Origin of the sequence: Aestuariivirga sp., from assembly GCF_037139295.1 — a bacterium.
Lineage (GTDB): Bacteria > Pseudomonadota > Alphaproteobacteria > Rhizobiales > Aestuariivirgaceae > Aestuariivirga.
The window spans coordinates 1-22,873 of record NZ_JBAXGR010000061.1 but is presented as its reverse complement, the minus strand read 5'-3'; the positions used below and the strand labels follow the sequence as shown (position 1 = coordinate 22,873).

Below are 22,873 nucleotides of genomic sequence, written 5' to 3'. Positions count from 1 at the left end.
AGGTGAACACGCGTGGCGTCACCCGGAGTCTTGTCGGTGTCGAAAATGAAGATGTCGTCAGGCAGCAGCCTTGCTTCCTTCGCCGCGAAGGTGCCAATGCGGATCTTCGGGCCCTGCAGATCGGCGAGAATGCCGATGGGGCGCTTGAGCCGCGCCTCGACGGCGCGGATGTCCTTGTGGAGCTGGCGCAGCAGGTCATGCTGGGTGTGGCTCATGTTGATGCGGAACACATCGACGCCGGCGCGGAACAGCTTTTCCAGCATCTCGGGCGATGACGACGCGGGTCCCAGCGTCGCCACGATCTTCACTTTGCGATTTCGGCGCATTATTTTCCTTGCGTGGTCTTCTCGCCGGAGAGCGAGACGGTCCAGTCCTTTTCCTCGCCCGTGTCGACCTCGAAGAAGCCGGTCTTGGTGTAGCCGCGACCTTCGCAATCTTCGATGCCGCGGATGGTGAAGACCTTGTCACGTGTACACATGAAGGACTTGCCGCCCCACGAGCCGCCCTTGTCATAATCGACTGCGAAGACATAATAATAACGGGCGATGAGATCGCCCTTGAGCAGCGGCATGCACTTCTGCGGCGCAATGGTCCACCAGCCCTCGGTGGCCCAGCCTTCCTTGTCCTTGTAGCCCAAGGCCACGCCGACGCGGCTTTCCGTCTTGTTGCAGAGCTTGAGATCGGCCTTGGCTGGGGCGGCCATGAAACCGGCCATCAAGAGCGCGCCTGTCGCCAGCGCCGTGTTGCGAAGCATTCTGCCGCCTCCGGAAAAATTCCGCGAATCTGTCATAGCTTTCCAATCTGACTTAGGCCACGTCAACCCAATGAGCAAAAGCCCAGTGATTTGCGCGGCGTAACCGGATGACTGAGGGATTAGCCTCATCTATATGGCCAGTCCATGACAAAGATTTCGCCCATGGATGCGTACGAAATTGTGGCAGGAACAGCTCCTACACCGCTGATTTTGCTGTGCGACCACGCCTCGAACGCGGTTCCGGCGGAATATGACGACTTAGGGATAGATCCCACCCAGTTCACCCGCCACATCGCCTATGACATTGGCGCCCGGGACCTGACGCTTGGGCTGGCGGACAGGCTGGGAGCGCCAGCCGTGCTGTCGCGGTTCTCGCGACTGCTGATCGACCCCAACCGCGGGTTGGACGATCCCACCCTGATCATGCAGATTTCGGACGGGGCGGCTGTGCCGGGCAACCGCAACCTGGACGAGGCCGAGCGGCAGCGGCGGATCGAGCACTTCCACGCGCCCTACCACCGGGCAATCGCGGAGACCATCCGGGCTGTCCAGGGGCAGGGGTTCACGCCCCTCATTGTGTCGATCCACTCCTTCACGCCCGTTTGGCGGGGCTGGTCGAGGCCCTGGCACGTGGGCATCCTGTGGGACCGGGGCGAGGCGGTTGCCACCGCCATGATCCGCGGCTTTGCGGCGCAGGGTGACCTTGTGGTGGGCGACAATGAGCCCTATCACGGGGCACTCGAAGGCGATACGCTCAACACCCACGGCACCGTTCCCGGCCTGCCGCACGCCCTGATCGAGGTTCGGCAGGATCTGATCGCCACCAAAACAGGTGTGGACGACTGGGTGGAACGGGTGGCCCGGGTGATCGAACCGATTATGAATGCCGGGTGACGGACCCGGATTGCAAGGGCGCTGAAGGACCATGAACATCGACGACAAGACCAAGACCGAACTCGAGGCTGCTGCCTTCCGCCGCCTGCTTGAGCATCTGCGGACCCGCACGGACGTGCAGAACATCGACATGATGAATCTGGCCGGCTTCTGCCGCAACTGCCTGTCCAACTGGTTCGAGGATGCAGCCAAGGCCAAGGGCGTTGCCGTCAGCCGCGATGAGGCCCGCACCATGGTCTATGGCGTGACCTATGACGAGTGGAAGGCCAAGCACCAGGCCGCCGCCAGCGACGACCAGAAGGCGAAGTTCGCCCAGTCCCACAAGCACTGAATTCCGGGGAGCCAACCAAATGAACAAGACGACATTCGCCCACGGCCAGCTGAAGTCCATCGTCGAGCGCATCGAGCGCCTCGAGGAGGAGAAGAAGACCATCGCCGGCGACATCAAGGAAGTCTATGCCGAGGCCAAGGCCAACGGCTTCGACACCAAGATCCTGCGCAAGGTGATCAGCCTGCGCAAGAAGGACGCCGCCGAGCGCGAGGAAGAGGAATCGATGCTCGACGTCTACCTTGCGGCTCTCGGCATGATCCCCGGTAAATCCGAGGAGGCGGCGTAAGCCGTCAGCGATCGCTCAATCGAAAAGGGCCGCCCCATGGGGCGGCCCTTTTTCATGCGATGGGTGATGATTACTGGGCCGGGGCGGTGTCGGCCTGGCCGAGCTTCAGCGGCGTGGCCGAAACCAGCAGGCTGCCCTTGCCTTCGCGGTTGACCACCAGCATGTCGCCCTTGCCGGAAGCGGCTTCCTGCGGGGCAGGCGCCATCTGGGCGACGGCGAGGCGCTGAGTCTGCGGCGGCTCTTCGGCCTGGGCGTCACTGACGCCCGGCAGCATGGTGGCAACCGCGGTCGAGCCCGAGGAGAACTGCTGGGGCGCTCCGTCGCGGCGCACGGCCTTGTTGGAGTCGAACACCAGCTGCGTGGGCCACCAGAACAGGTCATCGCCCGAGGCGGACGCCGTGATGGTGCGGATGGTGGGAACGTTCTGCGCGTCGCCGTTCTCGATGTCCTCGGTGAGGCTGGTCTTGGCGGCGGCGTTGGATTCGAGCGAGGCGGATTCGGTCAGGCTCTCGGGGGCGATGACATAGCCCTGCGAATTGCCGGCGACGGGCGAGGTGCGCGCGGTCTGGTCCGGCGGCGGGGCAGAGGCCGGTTCGATCTTCATGTTGACGGCCGCCATCATCAGCACTTCGATGGGCTTCGGACGCGGCTTGGGAACGGGGTAGCCCTGATCGACGCCCTCGGCCTCGGCCACGGTCTCGGTGCCGTCAGCCTGGTCCTGGCTATCGTCCTCGGGCTTCGCCTTGGGCTTGGCCGGAGCGGCGGACACGTCCTCGCTCATGCTGGCCAGTTCTTCGTCGTCGCCATTGCTGTAGGCGGTTTCGAGCGGGATCTTCTTCTTGGACGAGAGCTTCACGTTCTCGGCATCGCCCTCGTCGTCACCCTCCATCTGGGAAGGAAGCCTGGCGGCGGTGGGATCGGCTGCGGCGACTTCCACTTCCGGAACGGCCTTCATGCCCTTCTTGTTGATGCGGGCGCCAACCGTCTTGCGGTAGTCGCGCATGATCTTGGCCATCTGCACCTGGCTGATCGCAGGACCCCAGTGGCGCACGTTGCCATTGTCGATGTGGAGGAAGCCGGTCGGGCCGCCGCCGGAGGAGTAATAGCCGACGCCACCCACCTGGCGCACCAGCGCCGAGTTGCGAATCTTTATGGTCGGCACGTCGGGGAAATAGAGGTCGATGGCGTGGCCCACCATGTGCTGGCTCTTGCGCGCCACGTTGCGGCCGACCTTCTTGAGGAAGGCGTTGGTCTTGGGGCTGCGGTAGCCGCAGACGATGTGGATGGGCGATCTCGAACCCAGGTCGGCATGCAGTTCCCACATCAGGTCGATGGTGCGCGGCGAGATGGTGATCACCTCGTTGCGGCGCCAGTCACGCATCAGATAGTTGATCTTCTTCATGGCGGACGGAATGTACTTGCCGTCCTTCATGTAGGTGATGTTGAGGCGTTCCTTGGTGTGGACGTGGTAGAGGGAGAGTGTACGCGTCTCACCGCCTGAATGGGCGGTTCCATTCAAGCTCAGGAATACGCCGGCGCCAATCATGGCAGCCACGGCCGTCGATGCGGCGAGCTTCTTCCAGCGAGTGAACACGTTGCGAAGTCCAGCTTCCCTGCAGTCCAAACCCATACCCCACTTACAACCGGTTTTCCGGTTCCTCTGGTGCTTCGTCCAGCCTGCCAATCCCCTGCAATGGGTCGGCTTACACTGAAACGGCGTTTCGAACAAGAATGAGGCCACCGTGAGGCGGCATTCCGTTAATGCTAAATGATTATGTTTAACAGCAGCTTAACGGGGTGTTAGTCGATTGTGGATTAACCCAGGGTGGCGATGGTCGAAAAATCTGCAGCGGGGTTCTGCCGACTCTGCCGGCCAAGCCGGGGATTCAAAGTCTCTCAGCGCTGCGCCACGAGGGTCGAGGTGCGGGCGTTCTCGAGCGGCCGGTCGCGGCCATAGATGTCGTTGAAATAGACGATCTTGCCCTCATCATCCGGCCATGCGGTGAAATAGCTGATGTGGACGGGCAGCTTGTCTTTCAGGCGCACCGTCTCGCTGGCCTTGCTGTCGAGCTTGGCCGCGACATCCTCCGGCGTCCAGCCGAGCACCACGGTGGCGAATTCGCGCGGGTTCTGGACGCGTACGCAGCCATGGCTGAAGGCGCGCATGTCACGTTCGAACAGTTCACGCGAGGGCGTGTCGTGCATGTAGATGTCATGCGCATTGGGGAACAGGAACTTGATCTCGCCCAGGGCGTTCTTTTCGCCCGGCGGCTGCTGGATGCCATAGGGGATCTTGGAGCCGTAGTTGCCCCAGCCGACCGAGCGCGACGATACGACCTTGCCATCCTGGGTCACCACCTTGAAGCCCATCCGGTCGAGATAGCCCGGGTCGGCCCGCAGCTTGGGCAGATACTCGTTGGCGATGATCGACGGCGGCACGCCCCAGGAGGGGTTGAACACCACCATCTCCATCTCGTCGTTGAACACCGACGTCTGGGTGTCGGGCTTGCCGACGATGACGCGCGTCGTCCACTCGGGCTTGCCATCCTTGATGACCTTCGCCTCGAAGGCGGCCTGGTTGACGAAGACATAGCGTGACCCAAGGTCGCGCGGCAGCCAGCGGAGGCGTTCCATGTTGTCGAGCAGCTTGTCGACGCTGCCGCCGGCGCCGGCACTGTTGAGGGCCAGAACCGTCTGGGGCCCGAGCGCGCCGGTGATCTTGATGCCCGCCTGCTTCTGGAACAGGCGCAGCTGCACCGAGAGTTCCGCATCGAGGAGAACCGGCTCGATGTCATCCGCCGGTTCGGCGGTGAAGCCCAGTTCGGCAAGGCGGGTGCGCAGGGCAGGAATGCGCGGGTCGCTGTCGCCCTTCTTGACGATCTCGCCGTCGGGAATCTTGTCGTCCCTCGGGATGGCCTGCTCGGCGCGGAGTTCGGCCAGCGCCTTTTTCATGGCGGCAAAGGCCGGGTGGATGGGGTTGAGGCTGCTCAGGTACTGAACGGGGTAGGGCGTGTTGGCAATGACCTTGATCGCCTTGTCGGGTGCTACCCATGGCGGCTGCAGGTCATGGTAGCGCGACAGCAGGGCAGGGTCGAACTGTCCGCCCGAGGCATCACGCGCGTAGCGCAGCGTTGCCGCCGACAGGTCGATGTCGAGGCGGGCCATGGCTGCCGTATCGTTTTCAGGAAGCGGCGCATCGAAGGCTGTCAGGCTGGTCGGCAGATAGGTCTGGGGCTGCAGCCCGTCGTCGCCGGCGCTGGCCAGCAGCTTCAGCACGTCCTTGCCGCGCTCTGAAAGCTTGCCATCCGCCAGCCAGACAGGACGGTAGGAGCGCGAAGCATATTGGGCGAGAAGGGCATCACGCGCGGCGGGCAGAACGCGCAGCGACGTGCCTTCGGCGGTGAGCTGATCCCAGATCGCGGCGGCATCCGGCGTGGTGGGCCGGGCGTCGCTCAGGCTGATCGCGGAGAGGTTGACGAGCTTGGGAGGCACATAGGTGAGGTTGCCCATGCCGTAGCCCTGGTCGCCGCCCGGATCGGCATCGGCGATCGTCACCTTCCGGCGCTTCGACAGCTTCTGCGGCGCTTCATCCCCGGCATAGGTATAGGTGTCGCCGAAGTTGTCCTCGTTCTTGAGGCCGCCGCCGAACACCGTTCGGCGTTTCTTGGGCGCTTGATTGCTGGAATTGCCGAACAACTGTTCGAGGAAGGTGGGCTTGCGCTTCTTGGCAGCCGCATCCGCTGGTGCCGTGCCGCCCAGCAACAAGGCCGCCATCACGGCAAGGATACTCGATCTGACAAACGGCTTCATAGAATTCCCACCTGCGCGGCGCCCACGTCCGGCCCTCTTAACAGCGCCGGCGGGACAGAATGTCAAATCACACTCAATTGCAATTTTTTTGCCGCAACCGAGCGTAAGTATTATCCGCTAGCTGCCTCTTCGAGGCCGAGGTCCTTCATGCGGCGGTAGAGCGTCGATCGGCCGATGCCCAGCTTGCGGGCGACTTCCGACATCTGGCCCTGGTAGCGGGCCAGCGCCAGGCGGATCATGTCGGCTTCAACCTCGTCGAGCTTGCGGATGTGGCCGCCGTCAGTGACGACGGGAATGCCGAAGGCCACGCCATCGGCAACCGCCTGGCCGCCCTTGGGCAGGCTTGCGCCGCCGGCGATGGCGGCAGCCCCCTGCGGCAGGGCAGGCTTGGGCGCCAGATGCGGGGCAGGCGGGATCTTGATTTCGTAGCCCTCGACCAGCGAGGCGACCTGCGGGAAGTCCTCGACGTCGAGCTTTCCGCCCTCGCACAGGACCATGGCGCGGAACACTGTGTTCTCGAGCTGGCGGACGTTGCCCGGCCAGGAATAGGCCCTGAGCAGCCCGAGCGCTTCCGACGTGATGCCGCGCACCTTGCGGCCTTCCTCGGCCGCGAAGCGGGTGATGAAGTGATCGACGAGGGCCGGAATGTCTTCCTTGCGGTCTCGCAGCGGTGGAACCATGACGGGGAAAACGTTCAGGCGATAATAGAGATCCTCGCGGAACTGCCCGGCCTTCACCATTTCGATCATGTTGCGGTTGGTGGCCGAGATCAGGCGGATGTTGACCTTCACCGGGCGGCGGGAGCCGACGGGGTCGACCTCGCCTTCCTGGATGGCGCGCAGCAGCTTGACCTGCATGTCGAGCGGCAATTCGGCGACCTCGTCGAGGAACAGCGTGCCGCCGTCGGCCTCCTGGAACTTGCCCATGTGTTTGCCGGTGGCGCCGGTGAAGGCGCCCTTCTCATGGCCGAAAAGGATCGATTCCACGAGGTTTTCAGGGATGGCGCCGCAATTGACGGCGACGAAGGGGCGGCCTGCGCGGTCTGACTCGCCCTGGATGGCGCGGGCGATCATTTCCTTGCCGACGCCGGATTCGCCTTCAATCAGCATCGGGATGTTGGAGGCCGCACCGCGGCGGCCGAGGCGGATCACATTGGCCATGGCAGGCGACGACGCGATGAGGTCGGAGAAGCTCAGCGCACCGCCGACCTTCTTGTTCAGCCGCTTGACCTCTTCGGTGAGGGCGTTGACCTTGAGGAGGTTCTGCACAGAGGCGCGGAGACGCTCCGGGCTCACCGGCTTTACAACGAAGTCGTCAGCGCCGGCGCGCATGGCCTTGATGACGGTCTCGATCGAGCCTTGTGCCGTCTGCACGATGACGGGCAGGTCGCCGCGGATCGCCTGCATGCGCTCGAGGAACTCAAGCCCGGTCATTTCCGGCATGTTGAGGTCGAGGATGACCAGTTCAATCGTGCCGCCGGACTGGCTTTTCAGCACCTCCAGCGCCTTCATGCCCCCATTCACCGGCATGGGATCGCAACCGAAGCGGCGAACCATTTCCTCGAGAATTCTTCGTTGAGCCGGATCGTCTTCGACGATGAGAACGCGGACAGCCATGCGCCTGTGGTCTTCTTCTTTATGTGTTTCTTGCCGAGGACAAGGCGGTCCGGACTGAGCATCCGGAGGGTGAGCGACTCGCCTCTTCCTTACGCCTAAGGTGACAGGGGCCGGTAAAGGCGCCGTTAATGAAGAGCCACGTTTGGAGACACTCGCAATCGATTGGAGAATGGCATTTTTTGATCCGTGTCATGGCACGCATGAATAGGAGCGGCAGACTGGGCAACCTGAAGGAGAAATCTTGAACCCGCTTCGCATCACCCTGTTCATCCTCGCCGTGGCCGGCCTCGTGGGCGGCTTGCTTGCGCCATATGTGGGCCTTGGCGCCTACCAGAGCTGGATCTGGGGCGTTCCCGCAGGTGCCGTGCTTGCGGTGCTGCTCTATGAGATCGTCACCTCGCTGCTCGCGGGCGAGGTGGGGCTCGACCTCGTGGCGGGCATCTCGATCTCGGCGGCGCTGGCTTTCGGCGAAACGCTGGCGGCGGGCGTGGTGGCGCTGATGTATGCCGGCGGACAGTTGCTGGAGGACTATGCCGCCAACAGGGCGCGGGCCGACATGAAGGCGCTGCTGGCGCGGGTTCCCAAGACGGCGCTGCGCTACAGCGACGGGCACCTCGAGGAAGTGGCCATTGACGCCATCCGGCCGGGCGACCGGCTGTTGATGCGGCAAGGCGACATCGTGCCGGTGGACGGGCGGGTGAGCAACGGCCGCGCATTGCTCGACATGGCGGCGCTGACGGGTGAATCCGTTCCGGTGAAGAGCGCCGAGGGGCAGGATGTGCAATCCGGCGCGCGCTCGCTCGACACGGCCTTCGACATGGTGGCCACAAGGCCGGCCTCCGAGAGTACCTATGCCGGCATCGTGCGCCTGGTGCAGGCGGCACAGGCGGCGAAAGCGCCGATGGTGCGATTGGCCGACCGCTATGCGCTGGTGTTCCTGTTCGTCACCGTCGCGCTGGCGGGGGGTACCTGGTATTTCACTGGCGATCACATCCGCATGCTGGCCGTGCTGGTCTCGGCGACGCCATGCCCACTCATCCTCGCCGTGCCGGTTGCCATCATCGCAGGCATGGGCAAGGCGGCACGGCGCGGCGTGCTGATGAAGGGCGGCCCGGTGCTGGAGACCATGGCGCGCGCGGTGAACCTCGTCATCGACAAGACGGGCACGCTCACCAAGGGTCGCGCCGAACTTGGCGGCATCATTCCCGCCGCGCACTGGCAGGCCGACGAGATGCTGCGGCTTGCCGCCTCGCTCGAACAGGCTTCGGCGCATGTGACGGCGGCTTCAATCGTTGCGGCGGCGCAGGCGCGCGGCCTCACGCTCGCCTATCCGCAGGACGTTCACGAGACGGCGGGCGAGGGGCTGGAGGGCATCGTCGAGGGCCACCGGGTGATCATCGGCGGACATGACTTCGTCGCGCGAAAGCTTGGCCTGTCCGCCTTGCCGCCGCCTGAGCGCGAGCCGGGAACGGCGCTGGCGGCGCTGGCTGTTTCAGGGCGGCTCGCCGGGCATTTTCTGCTGGCCGATGCGGTGCGACCCGAAACACCACTGGCGCTGCAGAAGCTGCGGCAGGCTGGCATCAAGCGCATCGTGCTGGCCTCGGGCGATGCGCAGGCCGTGGTGGACCGGATTGGCGAGGGGCTGGGCCTCGACGTTTTGCGCGGCGCGTTGAAACCTGATGAGAAGGTGGCGATCGTGCGTGCCGAACGTCAGTCGGGCATCACCCTCATGGTGGGTGACGGCGTGAACGATGCGCCCGCCCTTGCAGTGGCCGACGTCGGCATCTCGATGGGGGCCACGGGTTCGGCGGCCGCCACAGAATCCGCCGACGCGGTGCTGCTGGTCGATGACCTGACGCGGCTGGCGGAGGGACTCGCCGCTGCGCGAAGGGCGCGTGCCATCGCGGTGCAGAGCGTTCTCGCCGGGCTGGGCATGTCTTTTGCAGCGATGATCGCGGCGGCCTTCGGCTTCATCACGGTGGTGGAAGGTGCGCTGCTGCAGGAGGCCATCGACGTGGCGGTGATCCTCAACGCGCTCAGGGCATTGCGGTAGACTTCACCCGGGTTCTCTCCTTCCGCGGACGTGATCCGCGCATCCTCTCTGGCTGCCACGATGGAAGATGCCCCGGACAAGCCGGGGCAAGGTGAAAACGGCCGCATGACGCCAATTTAATGCGTCCCGGGTTGCCGACTGCCATGGGCTGCGCCATATCAGCCACTCACGCTTTGCGAAGGACCAGACCATGACCGCTGCCGCCCAGACGCTTGGACCGCTTCCCGAGTGGAACCTCGCCGACCTCTACGCCTCGCCGGAGGATCCGCAGTTTGCCGCGGACATGAAGCGGGGCGAAGAGCTTGCCAAGGCCTTCGCGGAGACCTATCGCGGCAATCTGGCGTCACTTGGCGGTGAGGGGCTGGCTGCGGCGCTGAAGGACTATGAGGCACTGTCCGACCTGCTGGGACGCACCGGCTCCTATGCGCAGCTCTATTATGTGGGCGACACGACGGATTCGAAACGCGGCAAGTTCTACGGCGATGTCTCCGCCAAGCTGACCGACATCTCGACGCTTCTCCTGTTCTTCGAACTCGAGCTGAACCGCATCGATGACAAGGCGCTGGAAGAGGCGATGAAGGTGCCCGCTCTCGCCCATTACCGCCCATGGATCGACAACCTGCGCATGGAAAAGCCCTACCAGCTCGACGACAAGCTGGAGGAGCTGTTCCTCGAGAAGTCGCAGACGTCATCCGCCGCCTTCAACCGGCTGTTCGACGAGACCATGGCGGGGCTTCGCTTCGAGGTCGATGGCGAGAAGCTCTCCCTTGAGCCCACGCTCAACATGATGCAGAGCCCGGACGAGGCTGTGCGCAAGAAGGGCTCGGACGCACTGGCCAAGACCTTCGGCGAGAACGTGAAGCTGTTCACGCTGATCACCAACACGCTGGCCAAGGACAAGGAGATCTCCGACCGCTGGCGCGGCTTCGGCGACATCGCCGATGCGCGCCATCTCTCGAACCGCGTGGAGCCCGAAGTTGTGGCTGCTCTCGTTGAATCGGTCAGGCGCAACTATGCGAAGATCTCGCACCGCTATTACCGCATGAAGGCCAAGTGGCTGGGCAAGGACCAGCTGATGCATTGGGACCGCAATGCGCCGCTGCCCTCGGAAGACACGCGCGAAGTGCCGTGGGCGGAAGCGCAGGAGATGGTATTGTCCGCCTACGGAGAATTCGCACCCGAGATGGCCGCGATCGCCAGGACCTTCTTCGACAAGCGCTGGATCGATGCGCCGTCGCGGCCCGGCAAGGCGCCGGGCGCCTTCGCGCACCCGACCGTTCCGTCAGCGCATCCTTACGTGCTGCTCAATTACCTGGGCAAGACGCGGGATGTGATGACGCTGGCCCATGAACTGGGCCATGGCGTGCACCAGGTGCTCGCCGCCAAGCAGGGTGCGCTGATGGCTTCGACACCGCTGACGCTGGCCGAGACGGCGAGCGTGTTCGGCGAAATGCTGACCTTCCAGGCGCTGCTGGCCAAGACCACGGACCCGAAGAAGCGCAAGATCCTGCTCGCTTCCAAGGTCGAGGACATGATCAATACGGTGGTGCGCCAGATCGCCTTCTACAGCTTCGAGCGCAAGGTGCATGAGGCGCGGAAAGAGGGCGAGCTGACGCCCGACCAGATCAACGCAATCTGGATGAGCATCCAGCATGAGAGCCTCGGCGACGCAATCAAGTTCGGCGAGGGCTACGAGACCTTCTGGACCTATATCCCGCATTTCATCCACTCGCCCTTCTATGTCTATGCCTATGCCTTCGGCGACTGCCTGGTGAACTCGCTCTATGCCCGCTACCGCGAGAGCGAGCAGGGCTTCCAGGACAAGTATTTCGAGATGCTGAAGGCGGGTGGCACCAAGCACCACTCCGACCTGCTGCGGCCCTTCGGCCTCGATGCGGCCGACCCGAAGTTCTGGGACAAGGGTCTCTCGGTGATCTCCGGCATGATCGACGAGCTGGAGAAGATGTGACGGCAAGCTGCCGCGTTCCCACCGTCGCCGATGCCGAGGCCATTGCCCGGCTGCATGTGGCGGGCTGGCGGGAGGCCTATGCGGGGATCGTGCCGTCCACGATCCTCGACAACGTCGACGTGGCGGATCGCATCGCCCGCTGGCAGGACTATCTGGCAGGTGACGGGGTGACCTTCCTCGCCGAGGAGGAGGGTGCGGCGGCAGGCTTCATCCGGGCCGGGGCGCTGTCCGAACCCATGGTTGCGGGGGCGGATGGGCACATCTTCGCCCTCTATGTGCTGCGGCGCCATCACCGGCGGGGCATCGGGCGCCGGCTGCTGGGGCTGGTGGCCGGTGAATGGCTGGCGCGAGGCGGCCGTGCGCTGTCCGTCGGCGTGCTGACGGAAAATGCGCCTGCACTGGCCTTTTATCAGGGGGTGGGGGCCAGCTTCGCACAAGCCGAAACCTATCGCTGGGAGGGCCATGAACTTCCTGAATCCATCTATGTTTTCCGTAACTTGGAAGAGCTCGCCGGGTTCGCGTGACGGATCGCCGCTGGCCGACCCTCGCCGCTTGCGGCACTGGGCGGGAGTGGCTACAAACGGCGCAGCAACGAGTTTTTAGCTTTTGGGGGAATCAATGGCCGAGCACGGCACGCACACGTCCAACGCGATGGATTACGAGCAGGCGCACTCCACTTACGCCGGCTTCCTGAAGGGCTCCGTGGTCCTCACCATCTTCTGCCTTTACGTGCTGGTGGCGCTCTGCGCCTTCGCCTTCATCGACAAGGGCAACGTGCTGATCGGCTTTGCCGGCCTCATCATCGGCGCCATCGCGCTGATCGTCGACCTCCGGGCCAGCCACAACTGGTATATCTCGGTTGGCTGGCTGGTGATCTTCGGATTATTCACCGCCGTGTCGGTTTCCTGACCAGCAAGGCGTTCTCATGAAAATCGCGATTCCCACGGAAACACAGGTTGGGGAGAGCCGCGTTGCGGCCAGCCCCGATACCGTCAAGGCCTTTGTCAAGAAGGGCGCCGAAGTCGTCGTCCAGGCGGGCGCCGGCAAGGGGGCTTCAATCCCCGATGACGCCTTCGCCGCCGTTGGCGCCAAGATCGTGCCGTCAGGCTTCGGCGATGCCGACGTAGTGCTCACGGTCCGCCGCCCCTCGGGCGAACTCCTGTCATCACTCAAGCGCGGGGCCATCCTCATGGGTGGCCTCGAGCCTTATGGCGACAAGGCAGGGCTCGATGCCATCGCTGCCTCGGGCGCCACGGCCTTCGCCATGGAGCTGATGCCGCGCATCACCCGCGCCCAGTCGATGGACATCCTGTCGTCGCAGGCCAACCTCGCGGGCTACAAGGCGGTGATCGACGCCGCCTTCCACTTCACCCGCGCCTTCCCGATGATGATGACGGCCGCCGGCACCGTGCCCGCGGCCAAGGTGTTCATCATGGGCGTGGGCGTGGCTGGCCTGCAGGCCATCGCCACGGCGCGCCGCCTGGGCGGCATCGTGTCGGCCACCGACGTGCGCAAGGCGACGGAAGAACAGGTGAAGAGCTTAGGGGCCAAGTTCGTCTATGCCGACATCGCCGATGCGGCCACCTCCGGCGGCTATGCCAAGGAACTCTCGGCCGAGGACAAGGCCAAGCAGGCGGCCCTCGTTGCGGCTCATGTGAGGACGCAGGACGTGATCATTACCACGGCACTGATCCCCGGGCGCCCCGCACCCGTGCTGATCACCCAGGAAATGGTTGAGAGCATGAAGCCCGGCTCGATCATCGTCGACCTGGCGGTGGAGCGCGGCGGCAACTGCCCGCTGTCGAGACCGGACGAGATTGTCGAGCACCATGGCGTGAAGATCGTCGGCACGGTGAACCTTGCGGGCAAGCTCGCCGGCAATGCCTCGCCGCTGTTCGCCAAGAACCTGATGAACTTCCTCGACCTGATGATCAAGGACGGCGCGCTCAAGATCGACGACGCCGATGAATGCATCAAGGGAACCATGATCGCCAGGGACGGCGCGCTGGTGCACCCCATGTTCGGAGCCTGAGTGATGGAAGCGATCGATCCGTTTGTCTCGCTGTTCGGCATCTTCGTGCTGGCGGTGTTCGTGGGCTACTACGTGGTATGGAACGTGACGCCGGCCCTTCACACGCCGCTGATGAGCGTCACCAACGCCATCTCGTCGGTCATCGCGGTGGGTGCGATTCTCGCCGTGGGCGTGGGCGCCCTGGCGTCTGGCTCGGTGGTCGCCATGATCTTCGGCTTCCTGGCGCTGATCCTCGCGTCCATCAACATCTTCGGTGGCTTCATGGTCACCAGCCGCATGCTCGCCATGTACAAGAAGAAGGACAAGTAGGCGCATGTCGGTCAACCTCGCAGCCCTTCTCTATCTCGTCTCCGGCGCGCTGTTCATCATGGCGCTGCGGGGCCTGTCGTCGCCCGCAACCTCGCGGCAGGGCAACATGTACGGCATGGTGGGCATGGGCATTGCCATCCTTACCACGCTCGCCACCATGCAGCTGTCGCCCATGGTGATCAGTCTCGTGGTGCTGGGCCTTGCCATCGGCGGCGTCATCGGCGGCACGGCGGCCAAGAAGATCGCCATGACGGCCATGCCGCAGCTGGTCGCGGCCTTCCACTCGCTCGTCGGCCTTGCCGCGGTGTTCGTGGCGCTCGCCGCCTTCTATGCGCCGGAAGCCTTCCACATCGTGATGGACGGGCTGATCCAGCCGATCTCGCGCATCGAGATGAGCTTGGGCGCCGCCATCGGCGCCATCACCTTCACCGGCTCGATCATCGCCTTCCTGAAGCTCGATGGCCGCATGTCGGGCGCGCCCATCATGCTGCCGGCGCGCCATGCCATCAACATCGCGCTGGGCCTCGGTCTCGTCGCCTGCATCGTGCTGTTCTACATGAGCCCGGTGTGGCTGTGGTTTTGGGCGATCATCGCCATCTCGCTGGCGCTGGGCTTCCTGCTGATCATCCCGATCGGCGGCGCCGACATGCCGGTCGTCGTGTCGATGCTCAACTCCTATTCGGGCTGGGCGGCGGCTGGCATCGGCTTCACGCTGCACAACACGGCCCTCATCATCACCGGCGCGCTCGTCGGCTCCTCGGGTGCGATCCTGTCCTACATCATGTGCAAGGGCATGAACCGCTCCTTCATCTCGGTCATCCTCGGCGGCTTCGGCGGCGAGAGTGCCGGACCCTCCGCCAAGGGCGGTGAAGCCAAGCCCGTGAAGCAGGGCTCGGCCGAGGATGCGGCCTTCATCATGAAGAACGCCGGTTCCGTCATCATCGTGCCGGGCTACGGCATGGCGGTGGCCCAGGCCCAGCATGCGCTGCGCGAGATGGGCGACCACCTCAAGGAACAGGGTGTTTCCGTCAAGTATGCCATCCACCCGGTGGCCGGCCGCATGCCCGGCCACATGAACGTGCTGCTGGCAGAGGCCAACGTGCCCTATGACGAGGTTTTCGAACTCGAGGACATCAACTCCGACTTCGGCCAGGCGGACGTGGCCTTCGTCATCGGCGCCAATGACGTGACCAACCCGTCGGCCAAGGATGACCCGACGTCGCCCATCTACGGCATGCCGGTTCTCGAGGTGTGGAAGGCCAAGACGGTGATGTTCATCAAGCGCGGCATGGCATCAGGCTATGCCGGCGTCGACAACCCGCTGTTCTGGCGCGACAACACCATGATGCTGTTCGGCGACGCCAAGAAGATGACGGAAGAGATCAACAAGTCGATGGGCTGAGCAGCCGTCACTTGCATCATCGTTCATGAAACCAGATCACGTTGCGCGGGCTTGACCCGCGCATCCTTTTTGTAGACCGTGTAAAGGATGCCCCGGTCAGGCCTTGGCAAGGTGAGGGCGACAGGCGCCGGCGCGGAATAACTGTGATCCGCGTGGCGTAGCAATTCGTTGCACAACACAGTCAAAAAGGTGCCGTGCCGATGCAGACTGCCCGGATTCTCTCGCTGGCGACGGCCGTGCCACCGCACGTAATCAGTCAGTCTGACGCAGCCTCTTTCGCAACCTCCGCCTTTGGTGGCCGCTTCGACGGCTTCGAGCAGGTGGCGGGCGTGTTCATGACTTCCGGCATCCGCAAACGCCACGCCGTCAGGCCCATCGACTGGTACATGCAGCCGCTGGGCTGGCCCGAGCGGAGCGAGGCCTATGTCGACGGGGCCTGCAAGCTGTTCATCGATGCGGCAACCCAGGCTTTGGCCAGGGCCGGGCTGAAGGCTGCGGACATCGACACGGTGGTGACGGTGTCCTCGACCGGCATCACCACGCCCAGCCTCGATGCGCGCGTGGCAGACAAGATGGGCTTCAGGGCAGGCGTGGAGCGCGTGCCGGTGTTCGGGCTTGGGTGTGCGGGCGGCGTTTCTGGCCTGTCGATCGCGGCACGGCTGGCGAAGTCGCAGCCCGGGACCAACGTGCTGCTGGTCGCCGTCGAGACCTGCACGCTGTCCTTCCGCAGTGACCAGCTGACCAAGGCCAATGTGGTGGCGACCGCGCTGTTCGGCGATGGCGCGGCGGCCCTCGTGATGCGAACCGACGAGGGCGGCGTGGCGGAAATCGAATCCACCGTACAGCACACATGGCCCGACACGCTGGACATCATGGGATGGTCGGTCGATGCGGAAGGCCTCGGCGTGATCTTCGATCGCTCGATACCGCCCTTTGCCGAGGAACATTTCGGCCCGGCGGTGCACATGATGCTGGGGCGCTCCGGCATCAGCCTCGGCGACGTTGATCGCTTCGTCTGCCATCCGGGCGGCGCGAAGGTGGTGACGGCACTCGAACGTGCGCTGTCGCTGCCGCAGGGCCTGCTGGCCGATGAGCGCGCGGTGCTGGAGGCCTATGGCAACATGTCGGCCCCCACCGTGTTCTTCGTGCTGGAGCGCGCGCTCGCCACGGGCCTGCCGAAGCGCACGCTGATGACGGCGATGGGGCCGGGCTTCAGTGCAGCCACTGCCACGTTGCTGGCCGCATGACACCCGCCATTCTTCTTCTCGCGTTCGTGACGCTGGAGCGCCTCGCCGAACTGGTGCTGGCGCAACGCAACACCAAGGCACTGCTGGCGCAGGGCGCTGTCGAGCATGCGCCCGGGCATTATCCGCTGATCGTGGCGCTGCATGCGCTGTGGCTTGCAGGCCTGTGGGTGTTCGGCGCATCGCAACCCGTCTCGGCCTTCTGGTTCGGCATCTTCGTGCTGCTGCAATTCGCACGGGTCTGGGTGCTGATGACGCTGGGGCCGCGCTGGACGACGCGCATCATCGTATTGCCCGGTGCGCCACTGGTGGCGAAGGGGCCTTACCGCTTCGTGTCGCATCCCAACTATCTGGTGGTGATCGGTGAGATCGCGGTGCTGCCGCTGTGCCTCGGCCTGTGGTGGTTCGCGATCATCTTCTCGATCGCCAATGCGGCGGTGCTCACGATCCGCATCCGCGCCGAGGCTACCGCACTGGCCGGCACACCGCCGTGAACCACGCGCCTGAGCGCACCTCGCCCGCCACATGGGCGGGCTTTGCCATGATGGCGCTCGGCATGTTCATGGCCATCCTCGACATCCAGGTGGTGGCAACGTCGCTGCCCAACATCCAGTCCGCACTTGGCATCGCGCCGGAGCTGATGAGCTGGATCCAGACGGCCTATCTGATCGCCGAGATCATCGCTATTCCGCTGACCGGGTTCCTGACACGCCTTCTCGGCATGCGGTGGCTGTTCATCGTGTCGATCTCGCTGTTCACCATCGCGTCAGCGGGCTGCGCGGCGAGCACCGGATTCGAGAGCCTGATCTTCTGGCGCGTTGTGCAGGGCTTCTCCGGCGGCTCGTTGATCCCCGCCGTATTCTCCGCCGTGTTCCTGCTGTTCCCGCTGCGGCAGCAGGGGCTGGCCACAACGATTGCCGGCGTGCTGGCCGTTCTGGCGCCGACCATCGGGCCCGTCGTGGGCGGCTGGGTGACCGAGAGCTGGTCATGGCACATGCTGTTCCTGATCAACATCGTGCCCGGCATCGTGGCGGCGGTGGCGGCAGCCATCTTCCTGCCGCGCTCTGCCGTAAACCCAGGCGAGCTGCGGCGGCTGGACATGGCGGGGCTTTTGTTCCTCGCCATGGCGCTGGCGTCGCTCGAGATCGGGCTGAAGGAAGCGCCGGACCGCGGCTGGCTATCCGGCGTGGTGGTGTCCCTTCTGGCGCTGAGTGCGGCGTCGACCGCGGGCTTCGTGGCGCGCTCGCTGAAGGGCAGCCATCCCATCGCCGAGCTGCGCCTGTTCCGTGAACGGAATTTCCTCGTTGGCTGCATCATGAGCTTTGCCTTGGGTGTCGGCCTGTTCGGGTCGGTCTATCTCATGCCGGTGTTCCTTGCCTTCGTGCGCGGGCACGGGGCGCTTGAAATCGGGCGCATCATGCTGGTGACCGGGGCCACGCAGCTGCTGGTGGCGCCACTTGCCGTGCAGCTGGACAAGCGGATGGACTCGCGGCTCCTCTCGGCACTCGGCTTTCTTACCTTCGGAATCGGGCTGGGCCTCAGCGGCTTCCAGACGCCCGCGACGGATTACGACCAGATGTTCTGGCCACAGGTGGTGCGCGGTGCTGCCATCATGTTCTGCCTGCTGCCACCCACCCGGCTGGCGCTGGGCCTGCTGGAGGACGCGCAGGTTCCCGATGCCAGCGGCTTGTTCAACCTGATGCGGAACCTCGGCGGCGCCATCGGCATCGCGCTGATCGACACCTTGCTCTATGGCCGCGCGCCGGTGCTGGGGGACCGGCTGGTCGAACAGATGAAGGCAGGCAGTGCCGACGCCGCCGGCTTCGTCGGCATTCAGCTCGATGATTTTGCGGCACTGGCGGATGGCTCGATCGACGTCGATGCGCTGGGCGAGCTGCAGGACAAGGTGGAGAAGGCAGCGCTTTCCATGGCGGTGAATGAGGCTTGGGCGATGCTGGCGGGGATCACGCTCGTCGCCATCCTGGCACTGTTGGCGGCGCGGCGTGCCAAAGCCTGAAAACCTCTCCCGCAACGCCTCGCAATGGTCTAGCTTCGCCGGCAAGGGCAATCATGCGTAGCGTCGAGATCCAGAATGGCTGAACCAGCGGCAACCCAACCTCTTGATCCACCACGAGTTTATCTCGTGCATATGACGGTCTTCGTGTTGCTGGTGGGCATCCTTGTGGTGGTCATTCTGCCCGGATTGTTGAGCGCCTTCATGGCCAACCCGATGCTCAACGGGGTGATCGTCGCCACGCTGCTGTTCGGCATCCTCCATTCCTTCCGCATGGTATGGCGGCTGTTCCGCGAGGTGAACTGGGTCAACCGGTTCCGCGAGGGCGACCCCGACGACGCCCGCCCGCCGGGACTGCTCGCCCCCATGGCCTTCCTGCTGAAGAACCGGCAGGACGCCTCGCTGTCGCCCGTCACCATGCGCTCGGTGCTCGATTCGCTTGCCTCGCGACTCGATGAATCGCGCGACCTGTCGCGCTATCTCGTGGGCCTGCTCATCTTCCTCGGCCTGCTCGGCACCTTCTGGGGCCTGCTCGAAACCGTGCAGTCGATCAGTGGGGCCATCGAGGGGCTGGACGTGTCCTCCACCCAGTCCGCCACACTGTTCGACCAGCTGAAGCGGGGCTTGCAGGCGCCGTTGCAGGGCATGGGCCTGTCATTCTCGTCCTCGCTGCTCGGTCTTTCCGGGTCGCTGATCCTTGGCTTCCTCGACCTCAAGGCGGCACAGGCGCAGAACCGCTTCTACATCGACCTCGAGGACTGGCTGTCCTCCATCACCGACGTGGCGGCTGGTTCCGGCAGCGACATGGCGGTGCAGGGTGGGGCTTCCGGCATCACGCCGCAGCTGCTCCGCTCCGAAGTGCAGGCGCTGCAGCGGGCGGTGGAGAAGCTGAGCCATGTGATAGAGAACCAGCGCCCGGCCCCCCTTGGCGGTGCCGTGCCGTCTTCCGCGCCGCGGACGGAGAACACCGATTCGATCGAGCAGCTGGCCGATGCCGTTGCCGGCCTCGTGTCTCAGATGCGCGAGGAACAGAAGATCGTGCGGCAATGGGCGCAGGGCCAGCAGACCCAGCAGAACGAAATCCAGCGCCTGCTGATCCGCGCCACCGGGCCGCTTGCCCGCGGCACGCCCCGCGCGCGCGAGGATGAGCGCCCGTAATGGCAGGGCTCAACCGCAGGCGCGGGCGCGGCACGGAAGATGCCTACTGGCCGGGCTTCGTCGACGCCATGGCGCAGCTGCTGCTGGTCATCACCTTCCTGCTGTCCGTCTTCATCGTGTCGCAGTTCCTGCTGGCGCGGCAGATCACCGGGCAGGACTCGGCGCTTGGCCAGTTGCGCGCCCAGATCGCCGAGCTGACGCAATTGCTGGCGCTGGAGAAGGCGGCCAAGGCCGACGCCGAATCCACGCTCTCGGCTCTTCAGGATGATTTCGCCACGGAGAAGGACAAGAGCGCATCGCTCTCCGCCCTGCTCGAGGGCGAGGGTGCGAAGGGCGACGCCGCGAACGTGACGATCTCAGGTCTCCAGACGTCGCTCGACAAGGAGAAGTCCATTACCTCCGAGGCGCTGGCCAAGGTCGAGCTACTCAACCAGCAGATCGCCGCCATGCGCCGCCAGCTGCAATCGCTGAACGCGCTGCTGTCAGATGCTGAGAGCAAGAACAAGGCGTCGGAAGCCCAGATTGCAGACCTCGGAAAGAGGCTCAACTCCGCGCTGGCGCAGCGCGTGCAGGAGCTGACGCGCTACCGCTCGGAATTCTTCGGCCGCCTGCGGCAGATCCTGTCGCAGCGCTCCGACATCCTCGTGGTGGGTGACCGCTTCGTGTTCCAGGCGGAGGTGCTGTTTCCCAAGGGGCAGGCCACGCTGAACCCTGAGGGCCAGGCCGAAATGCTGAAGCTTGCCGACGCGCTGAAGCAGCTCGAACGGGAAATCCCGCCGGACATCGCCTGGGTGCTGCGCGTCGACGGCCACACCGACGTGGACCCGATCCAGTCGCCTCAGTTCAAGTCCAACTGGGAATTATCGTCAGCGCGCGCCATCGCGGTCGTCAACTTCTTGATCGCCAATGGCGTGTCGCCGCAGCACCTCGTGGCGGCGGGCTTCGGCGAGTTCCAGCCGATCGATCCGGGCTCGACCGAAGAGGCGAAGTCCAGGAACCGCCGCATCGAGCTGAAGCTGACGGAGCGGTGAGGCTTGCAGAAGAGTTCGTAACGATTGTTTTTGGGCAGCGACCCTGGCTGGTATCCCCCTAGCTGAGAGCCAGGGAATGGCTTCCTAGCGGCCTTCCATCGCCTTCTGCCGCCAAAAGGGATCGCCCGGTTGAGCCGGGCGAAGGTGACGGAAGGAGAGGTGCTACTCCGCCGCCTGTGCGGTGAACTGCAGCTTGGCCAGCCTTCCATAAAGCGGGCTGGTGTTGATCAGCTCCGCATGGGTTCCCTCGGCGACGAGTTCACCGCCGTCGAGCACCAGAATGCGGTCGGCGTTGCGCACGGTTGCCAGCCGGTGGGCGATGACCAGCGTGGTCCGGTTGGCGGTGAGCTTCTCGATGGCCTGCTGGATGAAAGCCTCGCTTTCAGCGTCGAGTGCGCTCGTTGCCTCGTCGAGCAGCAGGATCGGCGCATCACGCAGGATGGCCCGCGCGATGGCGATGCGCTGGCGCTGGCCGCCCGACAGCGTGACGCCGCGCTCGCCCACCTGCGTGTCGTAGCCATGCGGAAGCCGCTCGGCGAACTCGTCGACCCGCGCCGCACGTGCGGCTTCGAGAACATCCTCCGCACTCGCCTCCGGCTTGCCGAAGCGGATGTTGTCGATGATGGTGCCGGAGAAGATGACGGTCTCCTGCGGCACGACGGCGATGCGCTCGCGCACCTCCTGCGGCACGGCCGTCTTCACGTCGACGCCATCGACGGTGACGATGCCCTTCTGCGGGTCGAAGAAGCGCTGCACGAGGGCGAAGATGGTGGTCTTGCCCGCGCCTGATGGGCCGACGATGGCCACCGTTTCGCCGGTCTTCACGCTGAAGGACACATCGATCAGCGCATCCTGCTCGGGGCGTGTCGGATAGGCGAAGATGACATGCTCCAGCGCCAGCCTGCCTTGCGGCGGTAGCGGCAGAGGCTGGGGAACGGCGGGCGCCGTGATGATCGGCTTCTCGTCGAGCAGTTCCGATATGCGCTCTGCGGCACCGGCAGCGAGCTGCACTTCGCCCCAGACTTCCGACAGCTGGCCCATCGATGAGGCCGCGAGGATCGCATAGATCAGGAACTGGCTGAGCGTGCCGGGCGACATGGTGCCGGAGATGACGGTGTTCGCGCCGTACCACAGCAGGATGACGACGGCGCCTGCAGCGACACCGATGATGAGGGCGGTCAGGATGGCGCGCGCGAAGGTGCGCTGGGCAGCAGCGCCAAACGCTTCGGACGTGGCACTGTTGAACAGGCGACGGGCGGCATTCTCCTGCACATTGGCCTGCACGGTGGAAACGGCCAGCAGCCGCTCCTGCGCGAAGGCCGCGGAGGAGGCCAGCGTGTCCTGCGCGAGGCGCGACAGGCTCCGCACGCGGCGGCCATAGGTGACGAGCGGCAGCACGATGAGCGGCAGCGCGAGCAGCGACAGTCCGGCCAGCTTCGGGCTCGAGGCCACCATCATGAAGATGGTGCCGATGAGCATCACCACGTTGCGCAGCGCGATCGAGGCGGTGGAGGAGAAGGCGGACTTGATCTGCGTCGTGTCCGCCGTCAGGCGCGACAGCACTTCGCCGGAGCGCTGTGTTTCGAAGAAGGCGGGGCTGAGGCTGAGGAGGTGGCTGAAGATCGCGTCGCGGATGTCGGCCACCACGCGCTCGCCGATCCACATCACGAAGTAGAAGCGCAACGCCGAGCCGACGGCCAGCACGACGACGACGGCCAGCATGGCGAGGAAGTACTTGTCGACGAGCAGCGCGTTCTCGGCGGTGAAGCCGTTGTCGATGATGCGGCGGACGGCGACAGGTACGGCCAGCGTGGCGCCTGCGGCGGCCAGCAGCGCGATCAGCGCGAAAAACATCTGCCGCAGGTAGGGCCGGAGGAAGGGGGTGAGGCGGAGGAGGGGGCGGAGGTTCCGGCTCTTCGGGCGGCGCCGGGCCTCGTCTTCGTATGGATTGCTCATGGCCGCAGTTCTAG

21 protein-coding genes are annotated in these 22,873 nt (G+C 64.8%); 15 read left to right on the top strand and 6 right to left on the bottom strand.

From position 1 onward, the window contains the following. A partial coding sequence (locus WCJ41_RS14670; protein ID WP_336906576.1) for a pyruvate kinase occupies positions 1–326 on the bottom strand: 326 nt, incomplete at its 3' end. Then, entirely contained in the window at positions 326–754 is a 429-nt protein-coding gene (locus WCJ41_RS14665; RefSeq protein ID WP_336906575.1) for a DUF1036 domain-containing protein, read from the bottom strand. The genes WCJ41_RS14670 and WCJ41_RS14665, both read right to left, overlap by 1 nt. 162 nt (positions 755–916) lie before the next feature. Here WCJ41_RS14665 and WCJ41_RS14660 point away from each other — a divergent pair, with 162 nt between their 5' ends. The 3 genes from WCJ41_RS14660 to WCJ41_RS14650 are packed head-to-tail and all read left to right on the top strand — an operon-like array spanning position 917 to position 2,265. Continuing rightward, entirely contained in the window at positions 917–1,648 is a 732-nt protein-coding gene (locus WCJ41_RS14660) for an N-formylglutamate amidohydrolase (protein ID WP_336906574.1), read from the top strand. A gap of 31 nt (positions 1,649–1,679) precedes the next feature. After that, positions 1,680–1,979: a DUF1244 domain-containing protein gene (locus tag WCJ41_RS14655; protein ID WP_336906573.1), complete on the top strand. Its 300-nt coding sequence runs from the start codon at positions 1,680–1,682 to the stop codon at positions 1,977–1,979. Between the two features lie 19 nt (positions 1,980–1,998). Next, positions 1,999–2,265 carry a DUF2312 domain-containing protein gene (locus WCJ41_RS14650; RefSeq protein WP_336906572.1) on the top strand — a complete coding sequence of 89 codons (267 nt, stop codon included), beginning with the start codon at positions 1,999–2,001 and terminating at the stop codon, positions 2,263–2,265. Positions 2,266–2,335: 70 nt separating this feature from the next. Here the strand turns inward: WCJ41_RS14650 and WCJ41_RS14645 are convergent, their stop codons facing one another. The 3 genes from WCJ41_RS14645 to WCJ41_RS14635 form a co-directional block, all read right to left on the bottom strand. After that, positions 2,336–3,859 carry a DUF882 domain-containing protein gene (locus tag WCJ41_RS14645; RefSeq protein WP_336906571.1) on the bottom strand — a complete coding sequence of 508 codons (1,524 nt, stop codon included), beginning with the start codon at positions 3,857–3,859 and terminating at the stop codon, positions 2,336–2,338. A 302-nt stretch (positions 3,860–4,161) separates the two neighbouring features. Continuing rightward, positions 4,162–6,075: a L,D-transpeptidase family protein gene (locus WCJ41_RS14640; protein WP_336906570.1), complete on the bottom strand. Its 1,914-nt coding sequence runs from the start codon at positions 6,073–6,075 to the stop codon at positions 4,162–4,164. Between the two features lie 110 nt (positions 6,076–6,185). Next, entirely contained in the window at positions 6,186–7,691 is a 1,506-nt protein-coding gene (locus WCJ41_RS14635; protein WP_336906569.1) for a sigma-54 dependent transcriptional regulator, read from the bottom strand. Positions 7,692–7,932: 241 nt separating this feature from the next. On the opposite strand from WCJ41_RS14635, the gene WCJ41_RS14630 reads away from it, so the two are divergent. The 12 genes from WCJ41_RS14630 (at position 7,933) to WCJ41_RS14575 (ending at position 20,903) form a co-directional block, all read left to right on the top strand. Then, a complete protein-coding gene (locus tag WCJ41_RS14630; protein WP_336906568.1) occupies positions 7,933–9,744 on the top strand; it encodes a heavy metal translocating P-type ATPase in 1,812 nt (603 codons plus the stop codon). Positions 9,745–9,934: 190 nt separating this feature from the next. Continuing rightward, positions 9,935–11,713 (top strand): M3 family oligoendopeptidase, encoded by a 1,779-nt coding sequence (locus WCJ41_RS14625; protein WP_336906567.1) that lies wholly within the window; start codon positions 9,935–9,937, stop codon positions 11,711–11,713. Further along, positions 11,710–12,237, top strand: coding sequence for a GNAT family N-acetyltransferase (locus tag WCJ41_RS14620; RefSeq protein WP_336906566.1), 528 nt, complete (start codon positions 11,710–11,712; stop codon positions 12,235–12,237). The genes WCJ41_RS14625 and WCJ41_RS14620 overlap by 4 nt, the downstream gene beginning before the upstream one ends. 94 nt (positions 12,238–12,331) lie before the next feature. Continuing rightward, complete coding sequence (locus WCJ41_RS14615; protein WP_336906565.1) at positions 12,332–12,622, top strand: aa3-type cytochrome c oxidase subunit IV; 291 nt, start codon at positions 12,332–12,334, stop codon at positions 12,620–12,622. A gap of 16 nt (positions 12,623–12,638) precedes the next feature. Then, positions 12,639–13,745: a Re/Si-specific NAD(P)(+) transhydrogenase subunit alpha gene (locus WCJ41_RS14610; RefSeq protein WP_336906564.1), complete on the top strand. Its 1,107-nt coding sequence runs from the start codon at positions 12,639–12,641 to the stop codon at positions 13,743–13,745. Between the two features lie 3 nt (positions 13,746–13,748). Beyond that, positions 13,749–14,054 carry a proton-translocating transhydrogenase family protein gene (locus WCJ41_RS14605; RefSeq protein WP_336906563.1) on the top strand — a complete coding sequence of 102 codons (306 nt, stop codon included), beginning with the start codon at positions 13,749–13,751 and terminating at the stop codon, positions 14,052–14,054. 4 nt (positions 14,055–14,058) lie between these two features. Beyond that, positions 14,059–15,456 (top strand): NAD(P)(+) transhydrogenase (Re/Si-specific) subunit beta, encoded by a 1,398-nt coding sequence (locus WCJ41_RS14600; RefSeq protein ID WP_336906562.1) that lies wholly within the window; start codon positions 14,059–14,061, stop codon positions 15,454–15,456. 200 nt (positions 15,457–15,656) lie between these two features. Beyond that, positions 15,657–16,703, top strand: coding sequence for a type III polyketide synthase (locus WCJ41_RS14595; RefSeq protein WP_336906561.1), 1,047 nt, complete (start codon positions 15,657–15,659; stop codon positions 16,701–16,703). After that, a complete protein-coding gene (locus WCJ41_RS14590) occupies positions 16,700–17,194 on the top strand; it encodes an isoprenylcysteine carboxylmethyltransferase family protein (protein ID WP_336906560.1) in 495 nt (164 codons plus the stop codon). The genes WCJ41_RS14595 and WCJ41_RS14590 overlap by 4 nt, the downstream gene beginning before the upstream one ends. A gap of 47 nt (positions 17,195–17,241) precedes the next feature. Then, on the top strand, positions 17,242–18,717 hold the full coding sequence (locus tag WCJ41_RS14585; protein ID WP_336906579.1) for a DHA2 family efflux MFS transporter permease subunit: 1,476 nt from the start codon (positions 17,242–17,244) through the stop codon (positions 18,715–18,717). A 132-nt stretch (positions 18,718–18,849) separates the two neighbouring features. After that, positions 18,850–19,872, top strand: a complete 1,023-nt coding sequence (locus WCJ41_RS14580; protein ID WP_336906578.1) for a flagellar motor protein MotA — start codon at positions 18,850–18,852, stop codon at positions 19,870–19,872. Continuing rightward, positions 19,872–20,903, top strand: coding sequence for a peptidoglycan -binding protein (locus tag WCJ41_RS14575; protein ID WP_336906559.1), 1,032 nt, complete (start codon positions 19,872–19,874; stop codon positions 20,901–20,903). The genes WCJ41_RS14580 and WCJ41_RS14575 overlap by 1 nt, the downstream gene beginning before the upstream one ends. A 162-nt stretch (positions 20,904–21,065) precedes the next feature. On the opposite strand, the gene WCJ41_RS14570 is transcribed toward WCJ41_RS14575, so the two are convergent. Continuing rightward, positions 21,066–22,859, bottom strand: coding sequence for an ABC transporter transmembrane domain-containing protein (locus tag WCJ41_RS14570; protein ID WP_336906577.1), 1,794 nt, complete (start codon positions 22,857–22,859; stop codon positions 21,066–21,068). Positions 22,860–22,873 lie beyond the last annotated feature (14 nt).